Annotated in this window: 18 protein-coding genes and 1 tRNA gene; 11 read left to right on the forward strand and 8 right to left on the reverse strand. The window is 67.4% G+C overall.

The genetic code is table 11. The features are described from left to right. Positions 1–10: 10 nt before the first annotated feature. The 4 genes from secE to ACW17W_RS12010 all read right to left on the reverse strand — a co-directional run bounded on the left by secE (position 11) and on the right by ACW17W_RS12010 (position 4133). On the reverse strand, positions 11–307 hold the full coding sequence (gene secE, locus ACW17W_RS11995) for a preprotein translocase subunit SecE (RefSeq protein ID WP_492077141.1): 297 nt from the start codon (positions 305–307) through the stop codon (positions 11–13). Positions 308–377: 70 nt separating this feature from the next. After that, positions 378–453: transfer RNA gene (locus tag ACW17W_RS12000), tRNA-Trp, on the reverse strand. A 128-nt stretch (positions 454–581) separates the two neighbouring features. Then, positions 582–1916 (reverse strand): hemolysin family protein, encoded by a 1335-nt coding sequence (locus ACW17W_RS12005; RefSeq protein ID WP_492077142.1) that lies wholly within the window; start codon positions 1914–1916, stop codon positions 582–584. Between the two features lie 369 nt (positions 1917–2285). Beyond that, positions 2286–4133 (reverse strand): ABC transporter transmembrane domain-containing protein, encoded by a 1848-nt coding sequence (locus ACW17W_RS12010; RefSeq protein WP_492077143.1) that lies wholly within the window; start codon positions 4131–4133, stop codon positions 2286–2288. A 181-nt stretch (positions 4134–4314) separates the two neighbouring features. Between ACW17W_RS12010 and rpmE the strand changes: the two genes are divergently transcribed. Then, positions 4315–4539 (forward strand): 50S ribosomal protein L31, encoded by a 225-nt coding sequence (rpmE, locus tag ACW17W_RS12015; protein ID WP_492077144.1) that lies wholly within the window; start codon positions 4315–4317, stop codon positions 4537–4539. A 176-nt stretch (positions 4540–4715) separates the two neighbouring features. Further along, positions 4716–6293 (forward strand): L,D-transpeptidase family protein, encoded by a 1578-nt coding sequence (locus ACW17W_RS12020; protein ID WP_492077145.1) that lies wholly within the window; start codon positions 4716–4718, stop codon positions 6291–6293. 80 nt (positions 6294–6373) lie between these two features. On the opposite strand, the gene rcdA is transcribed toward ACW17W_RS12020, so the two are convergent. Beyond that, positions 6374–6883, reverse strand: coding sequence for a protease adaptor protein RcdA (gene rcdA / locus ACW17W_RS12025; RefSeq protein WP_492080316.1), 510 nt, complete (start codon positions 6881–6883; stop codon positions 6374–6376). Positions 6884–7078: 195 nt separating this feature from the next. Then, the gene (locus ACW17W_RS12030; protein WP_492077146.1) at positions 7079–7225 is read right to left on the reverse strand and encodes a DUF1192 family protein; all 147 of its coding nucleotides are present in this window, start codon (positions 7223–7225) and stop codon (positions 7079–7081) included. A gap of 149 nt (positions 7226–7374) precedes the next feature. Between ACW17W_RS12030 and ACW17W_RS12035 the strand changes: the two genes are divergently transcribed. Beyond that, entirely contained in the window at positions 7375–8346 is a 972-nt protein-coding gene (locus tag ACW17W_RS12035) for an NAD(P)H-quinone oxidoreductase (protein ID WP_492077147.1), read from the forward strand. Positions 8347–8350: 4 nt separating this feature from the next. Here ACW17W_RS12035 and ACW17W_RS12040 read toward each other — a convergent pair whose 3' ends face one another. Beyond that, positions 8351–8986 (reverse strand): beta/gamma crystallin-related protein, encoded by a 636-nt coding sequence (locus tag ACW17W_RS12040; RefSeq protein WP_492077148.1) that lies wholly within the window; start codon positions 8984–8986, stop codon positions 8351–8353. A gap of 220 nt (positions 8987–9206) precedes the next feature. Here ACW17W_RS12040 and ACW17W_RS12045 point away from each other — a divergent pair, with 220 nt between their 5' ends. Beyond that, positions 9207–9872: a DUF1013 domain-containing protein gene (locus ACW17W_RS12045; protein WP_492077149.1), complete on the forward strand. Its 666-nt coding sequence runs from the start codon at positions 9207–9209 to the stop codon at positions 9870–9872. Positions 9873–9952: 80 nt separating this feature from the next. On the opposite strand, the gene ACW17W_RS12050 is transcribed toward ACW17W_RS12045, so the two are convergent. Beyond that, a complete protein-coding gene (locus ACW17W_RS12050) occupies positions 9953–10126 on the reverse strand; it encodes a YdcH family protein (protein ID WP_492077150.1) in 174 nt (57 codons plus the stop codon). A gap of 149 nt (positions 10127–10275) precedes the next feature. On the opposite strand from ACW17W_RS12050, the gene ACW17W_RS12055 reads away from it, so the two are divergent. The 7 genes from ACW17W_RS12055 to ACW17W_RS12085 all read left to right on the forward strand — a co-directional run bounded on the left by ACW17W_RS12055 (position 10276) and on the right by ACW17W_RS12085 (position 15758). Beyond that, positions 10276–10878: a UbiX family flavin prenyltransferase gene (locus tag ACW17W_RS12055; RefSeq protein ID WP_492077151.1), complete on the forward strand. Its 603-nt coding sequence runs from the start codon at positions 10276–10278 to the stop codon at positions 10876–10878. Next, positions 10875–11348, forward strand: a complete 474-nt coding sequence (locus ACW17W_RS12060; RefSeq protein WP_492077152.1) for a TIGR02444 family protein — start codon at positions 10875–10877, stop codon at positions 11346–11348. Before ACW17W_RS12055 ends, ACW17W_RS12060 begins: the two co-directional genes overlap by 4 nt. Before the next feature lie 44 nt (positions 11349–11392). Then, positions 11393–11617, forward strand: a complete 225-nt coding sequence (locus tag ACW17W_RS12065) for a YdcH family protein (protein WP_492077153.1) — start codon at positions 11393–11395, stop codon at positions 11615–11617. Between the two features lie 70 nt (positions 11618–11687). After that, entirely contained in the window at positions 11688–11939 is a 252-nt protein-coding gene (locus ACW17W_RS12070; RefSeq protein ID WP_492077154.1) for a type II toxin-antitoxin system Phd/YefM family antitoxin, read from the forward strand. Then, positions 11936–12370 carry a type II toxin-antitoxin system VapC family toxin gene (locus tag ACW17W_RS12075; protein WP_492077155.1) on the forward strand — a complete coding sequence of 145 codons (435 nt, stop codon included), beginning with the start codon at positions 11936–11938 and terminating at the stop codon, positions 12368–12370. Before ACW17W_RS12070 ends, ACW17W_RS12075 begins: the two co-directional genes overlap by 4 nt. Before the next feature lie 8 nt (positions 12371–12378). Continuing rightward, complete coding sequence (gene rnr, locus ACW17W_RS12080; protein WP_492077156.1) at positions 12379–14730, forward strand: ribonuclease R; 2352 nt, start codon at positions 12379–12381, stop codon at positions 14728–14730. A gap of 281 nt (positions 14731–15011) precedes the next feature. Further along, positions 15012–15758: an NUDIX hydrolase gene (locus tag ACW17W_RS12085; RefSeq protein ID WP_492077157.1), complete on the forward strand. Its 747-nt coding sequence runs from the start codon at positions 15012–15014 to the stop codon at positions 15756–15758. The last annotated feature ends 2 nt before the right edge of the window (positions 15759–15760 follow it).

Raw genomic sequence — 15760 nt, forward strand, 5'->3', positions numbered from 1 at the left:
TCGTTAGAGGTCAGCCGAGGGCCAGGATGAAGGTGGACAGTTTGGCCAGGCCATAGTCCACGATCCAGAAGAACAGGGTGGCGATCGCCACCATGATGAAGACCATCACCGAGGTGATCCAGGTCTCCTTGCGGCTGGGCCATACGATCTTGCGGGCCTCGGCGCGCACCTGGCTGAAGAACTGCGGGATCGAGGTCTTCTTCTTCGGCGCCGGGGTGTCGATCGTGACGGTCTGGGCCGCGGGCGCCGCCTGTGCCGTCCTGGCGGTGATCGGGGGCCGCTTGCCCGGAGTCTTGGCCTTGGCCATCAGGTGCTCTTCAAACGATTGATCCTGTCGCACCAGATGGGAAGTCCCATCCGGCGGCGACAGGGGAAGGTGGCAGGAGTTGGGGGATTCGAACCCACGACCCCCGGTTTTGGAGACCGGTGCTCTACCAGCTGAGCTAAACTCCTAGGTTCCGGACAAAACTATAACGCGCCGGAGGGCGGACCCTCAGGCGCGTCGGCTTCGCCAGAGCGGGGGCTTTAGCAAGGCGCTCTTCCGGAGGCAAGGCCGACCGACAAAACGACGGTTTTAACCGTCAGTTGTCGTACTGGGCCGCGACGGCGTCGCGCTCGTCCTGGGCGTTGATGACCTGTTTGAAGATCAGCTTGTCGATACGGCGATCATCCATATCCACGACCTCGACCTCGAAACGGCCGAGCTGGAGGATCTCGCCCTCGTCGGGCACGCGGGACAGGTGGTGCAACACCAGGCCGGCGACCGTGTGGAAGCCCTCGGTCTCGCCGAAATCCTCGCCGAGCACGTCCGAAAGTTCCTCCAGATCGGTCTGGCCGTCGACCAGCCAACTGCCATCCTCGCGCTGGCGGATATAGGCCTCGGCCGCGTCGTGTCCCTCGTCGAAATCGCCGGCGATCATTTCCAGCAGGTCGGTGGCGGTCACCACGCCCTCGAAGGCGCCAAACTCGTCGACCAGAAAGGCCATATGGACCTTTGACGCCTTCAGGATCTCCAGCGCCTTCAGCACCGAGGTCGACTGCGGAATGAAGGCCGGCGTCTGGACCAGCGCCTCGATGTCAAACTTGCCGTGGGTCAACAGACTGTCCAGCAGGTCCTTCTTGTGGACCACGCCCAGCGGATTATCGACATCGCTCTCGCGCGCCACGACGATGCGTGAATAGGGGCAGGTGCGGATTTCCTCGCGCAGCACGGTCTCCGTATCGTCGAGAGCGATCCAGAACACATCGTGACGCGGGGTCATAGCCACGCGAATCGGCCGGTCGCCGAGACGCAGGATCTCCTCGATCATCGTCTGTTCTTCAGGCTCGATCAGACCCGCCGAGGTGCCCTCGGCGATCATGGTCTCGACCTCTTCCTGGGTCACGTCCGAGCCGTCGCGGTCCTTGATCCCCATGATCTTGAGGATGGCCGAGGTCGAGGCCGTCAGCAGCAGCACGAAGGGTTTGAGCACGATGGCCAGGGTCGAGATCGGCGCCGCCATCTTGGCGGCCACGGCCTCAGGCATGATCAGGGCGATCCGCTTGGGCACCAGTTCGCCCACGATCAGCGACACATAGGTGATGACGACGACGACCAGGGCCGTGGCGAAGAACTGGCTGTAGGGGGCGAAGGCCGGGAAGGCGGCTTCCAGAATACGGTCCAGCTCGCCGGCAATGGTCGCCTGGCCGTAGGCGCCCGCGAGAATGCCGATCAGGGTAATGCCCACCTGGACGGCCGACAGGAAGTGGGTCGGCTCCTCGGCGAGTTTGAGCGCCTTGCGCGCACCGCGATCGCCTTTTTCCGCCCGGCTCTGCAGCTTCGATTTGCGAGAAGACACGACCGCAAGTTCGGTCATGGCGAACAGGCCGTTGAGCACCACCAGGAGCAGAACAACGACAATAGCTATGAGAAGCATCTAGGGGGGTGAGGGGATCAACGCGGCGCGACAGTCGGCGTCCGCCTTCGCCCCATAGCGGAACTCGCCCGATTCCGCCACGAATTCCTTGGCGTCAGCCTTCAGGAGCCGGACTCAGCCCCCGGTCCGGCCCGCCTCGACCGACCCGTAGGCGCCCGAGCTTCCAGGCTCCGCCGTCGCACAGGCCGACATCCCGAGGAGTGTGCCAATAAACAGGCCGATGTGCAGGGCGCGACGCATAGGTTACCAAATCCTTAACAGATCCGGCTTGCTTGGACACCTTCGGAACAACGGCCGCAACCCCCCTCTCCATCAGAGAGGCGGCGGAGGGGCCTGTTTTCAACCGTGCGGGGCAGCGCAGGGGGCGAGCTATCCCGCCCGGAACTGCAGCTCCGCCAGTCGGGCATAGAGCCCGCCGCGCGCGATCAGGCTGGCGTGATCGCCCTCCTCCACCACCCGGCCCTCGTCCATCACCACGATCCGGTCCGCGCGAAGGACCGTGGCGAGGCGGTGGGCGATGACCAGTGTGGTGCGGCTTTCCATCGCCTTGTCGAGCGCCACCTGGACCAGACGCTCGTTCTCGGCGTCGAGTGCGCTGGTCGCCTCGTCCAGCAGCAGGATCGGCGCCTCCCGGACCAGGGCCCGGGCGATGGCCAATCGCTGTCTCTGCCCGCCGGACAGGCTCTTGCCGCGTTCGCCCAGCGGCGTGTCGAAACCTTGCGGCAGGGCCTCGATAAAGGTCAGGGCCTGGGCCTCCTCGGCGGCGGCGCGCACCTCGTCCAGAGTCGCTTCCTCGCGGCCAAAACGGATGTTTTCCAGCGCCGATCCGGAGAACAGGGGCGCTTCCTGCGAGACCCAGGCGAACCGGCTGCGGACTTCTGAAGGCTCGGCCAGACGCACATCGACGCCGTCGACCGAGACCATACCGGCCTCCGGATCATAGAAGCGCAGCAGCAGGCGGAAAACGGTCGACTTGCCCGCGCCCGACGGTCCGACCAGGGCCACGGTCTCGCCCGGACGCACGGTCAGCGAAAACCCTCTCAACGCCGGCAGGTCGGGACGGCCGGGATAGGCGAAGTCGACGGCCGACATCGACACCTCGCCGCGCGGCGGCACGGGCAGGACCGAAGGCGTTGCCGGCGCCGCGATGCCCGGCTCGGCCTTCATCAGTTCATCGATCCGCTCCATGGCGCCGGCGGCCTTCTGAACATCGCCCCAGCTCTCCCCCAGCGCGCCTACCGCCCCGGCCACGAACACCGACAGGAGGACGAACTGAAGCAGGGCTCCCGGCGACATGGAGCCGCGGATCACGTCCTGGGCCCCCAGCCACAGCACCAGGGTCACGCCGCCGAACATCACCACGATGACAAACGCCGTCATGAAGGCCCGGGCCCTCATTCGCACCAGGCTGGTGGCGAAGGCCGCCTCGACCGCCTCCCTGAACCGGGCCACGCCTCCGGCGACGCGGCCAAAGGCCTGCACCGTCTCGATGGCGTCCACGCTCTCGCCGGCGAATCCCACCGCCCCGGCGAACCGGTCCTGGGACGCCACGGTCAGCTTGCGAACCCGGCGTCCGAACAGGAAGATCGGCCCGATCAGGATCGGCGCGATCAGCAGCACCAGCCCGGTCAGCTTGGGGCTGACGACCAGCAACATGGCCACCCCGCCCAGCAGGGTCAGGAAGTTGCGCAGGGCGAACGAGACCGAGGTCGTCAGCAGGGTCTCGACCAGGGCGATGTCGGTGGTCAGGCGCGACAGCACCTCGCCGGTCCGCATCTTCGCAAAATAGGCGGTGTCCAGCGCCAGGATGCGGCCGAACAACGCCGTCCGCATGTCGGCGATCATCCGCTCGCCGGTCTTGGTCACATAGAAATAGCGCACGGCCGTGGCCAGCCCGAGAAACAGGGCGTTGACGCCCAGCAGCAGGAACCACCGGTTGATATGCTGACCACCGGCCTCGAAGCCCTGATCGATCGCTCCGCGCGCGGTGGCGGTCAGGCCCAGGGAGGCGGCCGTGGACAGGCACAGCCAGACCAGGGCCAGGACAGCCGTCACCCGATGCTGAACCAGATAGGGCAGCAACCGCCCGAGGGGACGCACGTCGCGGCGACGCGCCCGCCGGTCGCCCGCCTCGCCCATCTGTTCGACCAGCAGGGCGCCGGCGCCCGGACGTCCTTCGGCGGCGAACGTTTCCTGGGCGGGCGGCAAGTGCGTCATGGCGCGCCTCTTGCCCCGGATCGCCCCCCGGTGTAAACGCCGCCGCTCATTCCCGCCGGGGCTCTGGCGGGTTTTCTTATTTCGCTAAGGCAGCGAGGCTCCGTGAGCCGAGCGCTAGCGCCACAAAATGCACGCGCACCGACGGTCGGCATCGTCATCGCGCAGAGACCGGACGACGACCATGAAAGCGGACACGCACCCCGACTACCACTTCATCACCGTCACCCTGACGGACGGCTCGACCTACAAGACCCGGTCGACCTACGGCAAGGAAGGCGACGTGCTGAACCTGGACATCGATCCGTCGACCCACCCGGCCTGGACCGGCGGCAACCAGCAGCTGCTGGATCGCGGCGGCCGCGTCTCGCGCTTCAACAACAAGTTCGGCGGCTTCATCAAGAAATAGGCCGCTGCGCACCGGCGTCGTCCTTGGCGCCACAGGGTGCGACATAGTGATCACGGAAGGCGCCGGTCTCTCGACCGGCGCTTTTTGTTTGTCCCGAAGGTCGATAACATGATGTCCGGCCGGTGAAGGCGCGACAGGCGCTGCCCTCCCCGACCGACGCACGAGAGCGGACCAAGATGAATCGACGGCAGTTGAGTTTCGGCATCGCCACCACCGCCCTCGCGGCGGCGGGCCAGGCGCAGGCGCAATTCCGTCGTCCCGCCACCGCCAGGCCGGCGGCGCCGGTCGCCCCCGTCGACAATCGCGCGGTGTTCACCGAGCAGCTCTCGCGCCTGCCGGCCGCGATCCAGAACGACGTCCGCATCTTCTATGATCTGAATGGCTGGAAGCCGGTCTGGACGCCCGCCCGCATCGTCAATCTGACGAGCGTCGCTCGAAAGACCGAAAATCACGGCCTGCCGGCCAATGACTTCTTCGACTTCGTAGGCCTCGCCGCCGATCCCGCCAGCGCAGAGGTTCGCACCACCGCGGCGGCCATGACCTATGCCCGAACCCTGGCCGAAGGCCGCGTCCGGCCCGAGACGGTCGAGGAACTGTGGGAGATGGAAAAGAACCGGGTCGATCTGCCGACCGGGCTCTCGAACGCCCTGGTGAGCGACAGGGTGGTCGAGTGGTTCGACAGCCTCGCACCGACCGACATCGGCTACACCAACCTGTCGACCGGCTATCTGCGTTACATCCGGCTGATCCGGAATGGCGGTTGGCCGGTCTTCAGTCCCGGAGCGGGCATAGAGCCCGGAACCAGCGATGTCCGCATCCCCGCGTTGATCGAACGTCTGGTGGCGGAAGGCGACCTGACGATCGCCGACGGCGCCCGCCTGACCGCACAGGGACTGACCTATGGCGACGAGCTGCAGACCGCCGTGCGCGGTTTCCAGTCGCGGCACGGCCTGCTGGCTGACGGCCGGATCGGGGCGGCGACCCAGCGTTCGCTGGGGGCCTCGGCCGAGGACCGGGCCCGCCAGATCGCCCTCAATCTGGAACGCCGGCGCTGGCTGAAGCGGACCCCCTCGCCCGAACGGATCGAGGTCAATACGGCCGCCGCCATCATGGTCTACTGGAAGGACGGACGGCCGGTTCACTCCAATCGGGTGGTCGTCGGTTCGCCGGAAAACCAGACGCCCAGCCTGGAAAAGCCGTTCGCCTCGGTCGTCGCCAATCCGCCCTGGTATGTCCCCGCCGGCATCGCGCGTCGGGAAATCCTGCCGCGCGGCCCCGCCTATCTGGCGGCCAACAACATGTATCTGTCCAACGGCTCGGTCATCCAGCGCGCCGGCCCGACGGCCGCGCTCGGCTACGTCAAGTTCGAGCTGCGCGACAGCTATGCCATCTTCCTGCACGACACCCCCGGCAAGGCGGCCTTCAACCTGGCGATGCGCCAGCGCTCGCACGGCTGTGTCCGGGTCCAGGGCGCCGTCGATTTCGCGCGGTTGCTGCTCTCGCCCAGTCCCGAGCTGCTCGACCAGTTCGACACGGCCCAGTCCACGCGGGAAACCAAACGCATCCAGACCGGTCGGGAAATCAGCGTACGGCTTCTGTACTGGACAGCGTTCGTCGACGGTCAGCAGCGCGTCGCCTTCCGCGAGGACGTCTACAAGCGGGACCAGAAACTGGCGGAAGCCCTCGGCATCGCCGTCAGCCTGCCTGACGTCGTCGCCGACGGTCCGTCCGACGCGAACGACGTCGGGCCGTAGCCGCCGGCCGCAGATCCGGACCCCGGGTGTCGATCGGTCAGGCCTGACGCCAGGCCGGGCGGCAGGCCCCGCCGTGTCGGTCAGGTCCGGAACGCGGCTTCCAGCAGGCCCATCTGGCTCAGCACGGGATTGACCTCCGCCTCGACGGGCGCGTCCAGATACATCCGGCGATCCAGATAATAGACCCTGTCGTGCAGCTTCTCGGCGCGCACGATGAATTCGATCAGACCGATCGGCAGTTCGGCATCGGTCACGGACGTCGCGGCCGGTCGCTCGGCGAGGCGATAGCGGGGATCACAAGCGGCGTCAGCCGCCATGTCGCCCTCTCGCACCGCGCGCTGGACCAGGAGCCAGGACGCCACCTGCATGAGCCGGGTCGTCAACTTCATGCTCTCGGCGGCATAGGCCAGGGCCGTGGCGCGCGACAGCAGCTTGGACTCGCGCCGGCCGTCGCCGTCCAGCCAGGCCGCCGCCTCCTCGACCAGATCCATCCCCTCCTGGAACGTCCGTTCGAACAGTTCGGAGCGCGCAAAATCGTGCACCTCCGTTGCGCGGGACCGACCGACTGACTGTTGTTCGCCGCTTGCCATGGACTCGATCATACTCAAGGAAGCCGCCCTCGTCGGCGTCGCGACCCACATGCCGCAACGTTGCCTGAAAAACCGTCTGCAACGCCCATGCCACGCCCCCTCTCGCGCGAAAAGGTCCGGCGTACATCCCTTCATGGCAGAACACGACGACGTTGAGGACGAAATCGGACCGGCGTCCCCGGGTCGACGCGGGATTCAGCGGAAGCTGAACAGGGCGTCCGCTGCGCTTTTCTTGTCCTGCTTTCCCGAAATGGCGCGGCTGGATCGCGCGATCTCGGCCTGAAGGGCCTCAATCCGCTCGTTCAGTTCCTGCACCGAATACAGATCCAGATCCTCACGCATGAGGGCGGTCAGATTCGCCCCTCGCGCGGGCCGCGGTTCAAGATCGTCAAACGTCATGACAAGCCTCCCTTCCGGGTTTCCAACTGGCTCACGCCCTGTCCTGGGCCTATGTGAACGCCCGGACACGGACGATTGCAAGGCAAGGGTCAATGCAGGTCATCGAAATCACCGGAGGCTCCGGCGCCGCAGAAGCCCTCGTCCTCGGCGAACGGCCGGATCCACGGGCCGCGTCCGGACAGGTTCGTATCCGGGTCCGCGCGGCCGGCGTGAACCGGCCGGACCTGCTGCAGCGCCAGGGCGGCTATCCGCCGCCGCCCGGCGCATCGGACGTGCTGGGTCTCGAGGTCGCCGGCGAGATCGACGAGGTCGGCGAGGGAGTATCGGACTGGAAGCCGGGAGACCGCGTCTGCGCCCTGCTGGGCGGCGGGGGCTATGCCCAGTACGCGGTGGTGGATGCCCGCCACGTCCTGCCGATCCCATCAGGCATGGACTTCATCCAGGCGGCCGCCCTGCCCGAGACGATCTTCACCGTCTTCGCCAATGTGTTCGAAGCCGGCGGATTGAGGGCCGGCGAGACCCTGTTGATCCACGGCGGGACAAGCGGCATCGGCGTCACCGCCATCCAGATGGCGAAGGCGGCCGGGGCCCGGGTCATCGCCACCTCCCGCGGCGCCGGGAAGACCGCCGCCGCCCTGGCGCTGGGCGCCGACATCAGCCTCGACTCGACATCCGGTGACCTCAAGGCCGCCATCGCCGAGGCGGGCGGAGTCGATGTGGTGCTCGACATGGTCGGAGCCGACTATGCCGAACTGAACCTCGGCGCGCTGAAGGCCGGCGGGCGCTGGGTGGTGATCGCAACGCTGACGGGCGCAATGGCCCGGATCGACCTCATGCGGATCATGTTGAAACGGATCGTCCTGACCGGCTCGACCCTGCGCGCCCGCCCGGCGGACGAAAAGGCCCGGTTGACGGCCGCTGTCCGCACAACCGTCTGGCCCTGGATCGCGTCCGGGCGGATTCGCCCCCGGATCGAGGCGACCTTCCCGCTCGAAAACGCAACGGCCGCCCACCAGATGCTGGAGGGCGGCCGCCACGTCGGCAAGATTGTGCTGGAGGTCTGAGCCCTTACCAGCCGCCTCGCGCCGGCCGCATCGACGAAATCCGGTCGTTGAACCCGCTGCTGCCCAGATTGCGGACGTCGCCCCGGAATACCTGGCAGTTGCCGCGGAAGTTGCTGTCGGTGCAGACCTCCCAGGCCCCGCGCATCTCCATCGAGCTGATCTGGTCGTTCAGGTTGGTGGAGGACAGGTTGTAGACGTCGCCCTGGAAGGTCGCCCGCTCGCCCCGGAAGTTGGAGTCGGCATAGACGGTGATCGAGCCGCGGCCGCCACCGCCGTTGCCGCCGCCCCAGCCGCCGCCCCAGCCGCCACCGTTGTTGGCGCCGCCCGGACCACCGCCGCCCGGAGTACGTTCCCATTCGCCCCGCGCGCCCGCGCAGATCAGCAGGCCGTTATCGTTGGCGATGTCGGAGCCTGAGCTGCATCGCGACAGATCCAGCGAACTCGCCCGCTGATTCCGGCCTACGTCGCGGCACGTCGCATAGAGGCGTCCGCTGCGGACGGAGATGCTGTTGCAGCTCTGCTCATAGCTGCCGCGCGGCGCACGGTCGTTCCCGCCGCGCTGGGCGCTGGCGGATACAGGCGTGAGCATGGCGGCTGTGGCGAGCGCAACAACGGCTGCCGTCGCAATGTGACTGGTCATGATGGTCTTCCCCCGTTGGACAAGGACGCGCCTTGCGTCGTTCCCTTATTCCCGGATCAAGCTGAACGGTAGCTGTACGCCATTGTCATCTCGCCGTCGTCTGACGTTTCCTTTTGAACCGAATAGGCCTATATCAGCCTTAATCGCGCCCGGCCGAAAGGTCGGGCGCCGCTGTATCCAGCGCCCCGTTCAGGGGCGATACTCTTCGGGAATAACGCCCATGACCGACATCCTCATGCCCAAGGCCACTGCGGTCTGGATGGTGGACAACACCTCCCTGACCTTCGAGCAGATCGCTGATTTCTGCGGCCTGCATCCGCTGGAAGTGCGCGGCATCGCCGACGGCGACGTGGCCCGCGACATTCGCGGCGTCGATCCGATCACGGGCGGCCAGCTGACCCGCGAGGAGCTCGACAAGGCCCAGGACAACGCCGACTACCGCATGAAGGCGATCGTCAGCCGCCACGCCGAACTGCTGAAATCCGCCAAGCCGCAACCGAAATACACGCCCGTCTCGCGTCGTCAGGACCGCCCCGACGCCATCGCCTGGTTCGTGCGCAACCACCCCGAGGTGACCGACGCCCAGATCGCCAAACTGCTGGGCACGACCAAGTCGACCATTGAGAGCGTGCGCAACCGCACCCACTGGAACAGCCCCAACATCAAGCCGGTCGACCCCGTCACCCTCGGCCTCGTCGGCCAGCTGGCCCTCGACGATCTGGTCAAGAAGGCCGCCGACAAGAAACACCGTGACGACCTCAAGAAGGGCGGCGGCACCATCCAGCCGGTTGAGCCGGAAGTGGTGGAGGAGGAGTTCGTCCCCGAGGCGCGCGAACGCTATGTCGCCGAGCCCACGGCGGAATCGGTGTTCGGTTCCAAGACCTGATCTTGCCGCACAACGGAATTGAATCGGCCCCGGGATCGCTCCCGGGGCCGTTCTGAGTCTGCGGATCGACCGATCTCAGGCTACCCGGCCCGGGCCTCAAGACTGGTGATCTCCTCCTTCAGCCGGAGCTTTCTCTGCTTCAGCGCCCTGACCTGCAACGGATCCACGGACGGGTGGTGGAGCTCCCGCTGGATCACGTCATCCAGCTGCCGGTGCCGGTTTCCCAGTTCGCGAATACGAGCTTCGATGGTCATGGCTTGCGCCTCCATGTCTAAGGGACGAGGGTAGTGAGCGCCCGTATTGACGACCTGTGGAATCACGATTCGGTGACGTAAACCGGCGTTCACCAAACCCGTCGCCTGGCCGGGCGCCTTGCAGGCTGACCCTCGAATAGGACCATGTTGTGAACGGAGCTGTTGGAAACCCTGATCGCATTGTTGTGGGCGTTTCAGGGGCTTCGGGCGTGATCCATGGCGTGCGGGTCCTGGATGCCCTGCGCGAACTGGGCGTCGAGAGTCACCTGGTCGTCACCCGCGCCGCCCTGTTGACCCTGTCGCAGGAAACCGATCTGACTCCGGACGATCTGACGGGCCGCGCCGATGTGACGCACCGGCTGAATGACGTCGGCGCCTCCATCGCCTCGGGATCGTTCAGGACACGCGGGATGATCATCGCCCCCTGTTCCGTGCGAACCATGGGCGAGATCGCCACCGGCGTGACCTCCACCCTGCTGACCCGTGCGGCCGATGTGATGCTCAAGGAGCGCCGGCGACTGGTGCTGATGGTGCGCGAGACCCCGCTGCACCTCGGCCACCTTCGCACCATGACGGCCCTGACCGAGATGGGCGCCGTCATCGCCCCGCCCCTGCCCGCCTTCTACGCGCGCCCGAAATCGATCGATGAGATGGTGGACCAGTCGGTCGGCCGCGCCCTTGACCTGTTCGGTCTGGACTGGTCGCCGGTCCAACGCTGGAGCGGGCTGAAAGGCCCCGCCGCGTCGGAATGAGCGAAACGGGTTTCTGGGACTGGGCGATCGCCGCCTATGCCGCCCCGGGGGTCGGCGAGGCCTGCCTGCATCTTCAGGACGTGCAGGGCCAGAATGTGCCCCTGCTGCTCTGGGCCGGCTGGTGCGCCGCGACCGGGCGACGACCGGACGAGGACACACTGGAGGCCGCCTGCGACCTCGCCCGCGCATGGTCGGCCGCCGCCGTGGAGCCGCTGCGAAGCGTTCGCCGCACGCTGAAGATCAGGGTCGTCGACATCGACGACGCCGGGCGTCTGGCCCTGCGCGAACGCATCAAGGCGCTGGAGCTGGAGGCCGAACAGGTCCTGATGACGGCGCTGGAGGCCTTGACGCCCGCACCGTCCAGTGCGCCACGCCCCGCCATCGACGCCCTTGCCGAGGTCGCCCGACAATGGGCGCGTGTCGTGCCGCGTCCTGCCCTGCTTCAGCTGGCCGAACGCCTTCCGGCGTGACCCCGACTCCGCTATGATCCGTACGTCCGGGATGCCCTGCCACAATGAATGACGACGAACCCTTCCTGACGGCGGACGAGCTCGCCCTCCACGCCGAGGTCAAGCGCCTGCGGCAGGAGCATGCCGACCTTGACGCCTCGATCGAGGCGCTGAGCCACATGCCCCTGCCGGACCAGCTCCTGATCGCCCGGCTGAAGCGCAAGAAGCTGTCCCTTCGCGACGAGATCGTGCGCATCGAAGGCCGGATCCTGCCCGACATCATCGCCTGACGGGTTTCATCGTCCGCTGGCGGCCGCACTCAAAAATGGCTATACTTATAGCCATAATCGGAGTCCGACCATGGCTGCCTACAGCGTCGCCGAAGCTAGGAACACCCTGCCGCGCCTGCTCGACAAGGCGATCGAGGGCGAAAAGGTCATCATCACCCGCCACGGCAAGCCTGTCGCCGAAATCCGCTCCCTGCCGACGATGACCTGGGACGAGCGCAAGGCCCGAATGGTTGAGATCGCCAATCGGCGGCTTACCCGGCCGCCGCTGGGCATGACCTCGGTAGAACTGATCAACGGCATGTATGACGAGCCGATCGAGTGATCGACTATTTCGACGCCAGCGCCATCGTCCCGCTGCTTGTGTCAGAGCCTCATAGCCAACCCGTGGTCGATCTGATGAGTCAGGCCGCCGGGGTTCAGGTCAGCGACTTGGTGGTGGCCGAGGCGTCGTCGGCGATTTCGCGCCTTGTCCATATGAAGGCGATCGATGCCGACGCCGGCAGGGTCCTTCTGGCCGATCTGGATGACTGGGTAGCCGCCACCCTGACGCCTGTCGAAGTGGAGTCGGAAGATGTCCGTCAGGCGACGGCGCTCGTGCGTGAATTCGCTCTCAAGCTTCGCGCCCCCGACGCGCTTCACCTCACAATCTGCCGCCGCATCGATGCGCGGCTGGTCACCCTGGACAATAATCTGGCCCGCGCCGCCCGCGCGGTGGGCGTGGCCTGCATCAATCCCGCCGAATCCCGGGCATGAAAGGCTGAATGACAAAAGCTCCCAACCGCCCCGCCTCCGGCCTGCCCGACAAGGAGACCCTGCTCCGCTTCCTGCGCGAGGCGGGCGAGGCCGACAAATCCGATCTGGCCCGGGCCTTCGGGCTGAAGGGCGCCGAGCGCCGCGCCCTGCGCGAGATGCTGCGTGAGCTTGAGGCGGAAGGAAAACTGGGCAAACGGGGACGGAAGGGCTTCTCCGAGGCCGGAGCCCTGCCCCCCGTCGGCGTCTGCGATGTGGTCGAGCGCGACGTGGACGGCGAACTGTATGTCCGACTGGTCGACGCCTCCCCCGATGCGCCGCGCGCCGTTCTGATGCCCGACAAGAGCGGCAAGGTCGGTCCCGCCCCCGGGATGGGCGACCGGCTGCTGGTCAAGTTCGAGCGCGGGACCGACGGCTGGGAAGCCCGCCTCGTCAAGAAACTGGACAGCGACAACCACCGCGTCCTCGGCGTCATCCGCAAGTCGGCGCGCGAGACCCGGGTCGAGCCCGTGGATCGCCGCTCGAAGGACACCCTGATCATCCCGCCGCTGCTGGCCGAGGGGCTGAAGGACGGCGACCTGGTCCTGGCCGCCATCGAGAAGGGCGAGCAGCGCTACGGCCCCAAACGCGGCAAGATCCTCGAACATATCGGCAAGGAGGACGACCCCCGCGCCGCCTCCCTGATCGCCATCCATACGCACAACGTCCCGATGGGCTTCTCCGAGGCCGTGGAGCGGGAAGCCGAGGCGGTCGAGCTGCCGACGCTGAAGGGCCGCGACGACCTGCGCCAGGTCCCCTTCATCACCATCGACCCCGCCGACGCCCGCGACCACGATGACGCCGTCTATGCCCAGCGCGACGACGACCCCAAGAACGAGGGCGGGTGGATCGTCTGGGTCGCCATCGCCGACGTCGCCGCCTATGTGACCGCCGGCTCGGCCCTGGACCGCGAGGCGCGGGCGAAGGGGAACTCGACCTACTTCCCCGACCGCGTCGAGCCCATGTTGCCCGAGCGGCTGTCAAACGGCCTGTGCAGCCTGAAGGAGGGCGAGAACCGCGCGACTCTCGCCGTGCGCATGGTCTTCGACAGGGAGGGTCGAAAAACCGGCCACAAATTCCACCGCGGCCTGATGCGGTCCCACGCCAAGCTCAGCTACGAACAGGCCCAGGCGGCGATCGACGGAGTGGAAAACGGCGGCGGGACCGACGATACGACCGGCCCGATCATGGAGGCCATCCTCTATCCGCTGTGGAACGCCTATCACACCATGCTGAAGGGCCGGCTGAAGCGCAGCCCGCTGCAGATCGAGAGCGCCGAGCGCCGCATCCGCATGGCGCCGGATGGCGGCATCGCCTCCATCGAACGGCGCGTCTCTCTCGAGGCGCACAGGCTGATCGAGGAGATGATGATCCAGGCCAATGTCTGCGCCGCCGAGACCCTGGAGCAGAAGAAGGTCCCCCTGATCTATCGCGTCCACGAGGCGCCCAGTCAGGAGAAGATCTTCAACCTGGCCGACTTCCTCTCGACCATCGCCATGCCGTGGAACAAGGGCGAGCCGGCGACGACGAAGCGGTTCAACAAACTGCTGGACCAGACCCGCAACGGCCCCCACGCCGAGGTGGTCAACGAGGTCGTCCTGCGCAGCCAGATGCAGGCCATCTACAGCCCCGAGAACGTCGGCCACTTCGGCCTGCACCTCGATCGCTACGCCCATTTCACCTCGCCGATCCGGCGCTATTCCGACCTGATCGTGCACCGGGGCCTGATCCGGGCCCTGGGCCTCGGCAAGGACGGGCTGACCGATCGCGAGATCGCCGAACTGGCCGCCATCGCCGATCAGGTGACCCAGACCGAGCGGCGGTCGATGGCCGCCGAGCGGGACGCCATGGACCGCTATATCGCCGCCTTCCTCGAGGACCGGGTCGGGGCGACCTTCGCCGGGCGGATCACCGGGGTGACCCGGTTCGGGCTGTTCGTGCGGCTGGAGGAGACGGGCGCCGACGGTCTGGTGCCGGTCTCATCCCTCGGCGACGAATATTTCGTCCACGACGACCGCGCCCACGCCCTGGTCGGCGAGCGCAGCGGGCGGCGCTTCACCCTGGGCCGGACCGTCGAGGTGAAGCTGAAGGAGGCCACCCCGGTCACCGGCGGCCTGCTGTTCGAGATGCTGTCCGAGGCCGAGCCCCGCGATCCCAACGCACCCGCCCCGCGTCTGGGCATGAGGGGTCGTGACAGCCGGCCCGGGAGCGGCGGCAATGGTCCTCCCAAGCGCGGCTCCAAACGCCCCGGCGGTCCCAAGCCTCCCAGCGGAGGACGGCCCTCTGGCGGGCTCAAGGGCGTCCGCAAGGGCAAACGGCGGTAGGGTTAGTCGACATTCGAACCTTTGATCCGTCATTCCGGGGCTAAGCGCAGCGAAGAACCCGGAACCCAGGACCACAGCGCGGATCTTTCGCGCCTTTCGAGATCGAGATCGTTCCCCTGGGTTCCGGGTTCCGCTTCGCGGCCCCGGAATGACGTCGAAAATGTCGATCGGTCCCAGCGGTCTTCCACCCCGCATCCGGTCCGCAGGCTGGCCGGAGGGCATGGCAGAAAGGCTCGTGGCCCAGCCTTCTTTTCGGCGGCGACGCATGGCATCAGACGGGCATGTCGTCTTCGTCCCACCCCTTCGACGCCGCCCAGGACCTGACCGACGCCCCGCGCACGGGCGACCGGCAGCGGCCCAGGGACGCCGCCACCCTGATCCTGACGCGCCGGCGCAAGGGTCAGGCCGAGGTGCTGATGGGCCGGCGGGCGCCGGGCCATGTCTTCATGGCGTCCAAATGGGTGTTTCCGGGCGGGCGGGTCGAGCGATCCGACGCCTCGGCCGCCTTCGCCACGGACCTGTCGGCCGCCGATCTGGCGCGGCTGGCCCGCGAAGGTCTGGCGCGGCAGGTCCCGGCCCGGCGGGGGCGGGCCCTGGCCCTGGCCGCCGTGCGCGAGACGTATGAGGAGACCGGCCTGCTGCTGGCCGAGCCCGCCGCGCCTGCCGTCGTCGCGGGCGGATGGCGCGAGTTCCGGGCCGTCGGCGCCCTGCCCGATCTGGCCGCCCTGTCCTATGTGGCGCGCGCCATCACCCCGCCCGGCCGGACGCGCCGGTTCGACGCCCGGTTCTTCATGGCCGACGCCAGGGCCCTGCTGCATCCCGAGCCGACGGCCGGGTCGGGCGAGCTGGACGAGATCGCCTGGCTGCCGCTGGACGAGGCCCGGGCGCTGGACCTGCCCGCCATCACCCGGTTCGTGCTGGGCGAGGTCGCCGAACGGCTTGAAACGCCCGCCCCGCTCTTGCCTGGCCGGCCCCTGCCCTTCGTCCGCATGGTCCGCGGACAGCATGTCGTGGATCATCAGGACTGACC

The organism is Brevundimonas sp. FV1ye29L, assembly GCF_058681095.1.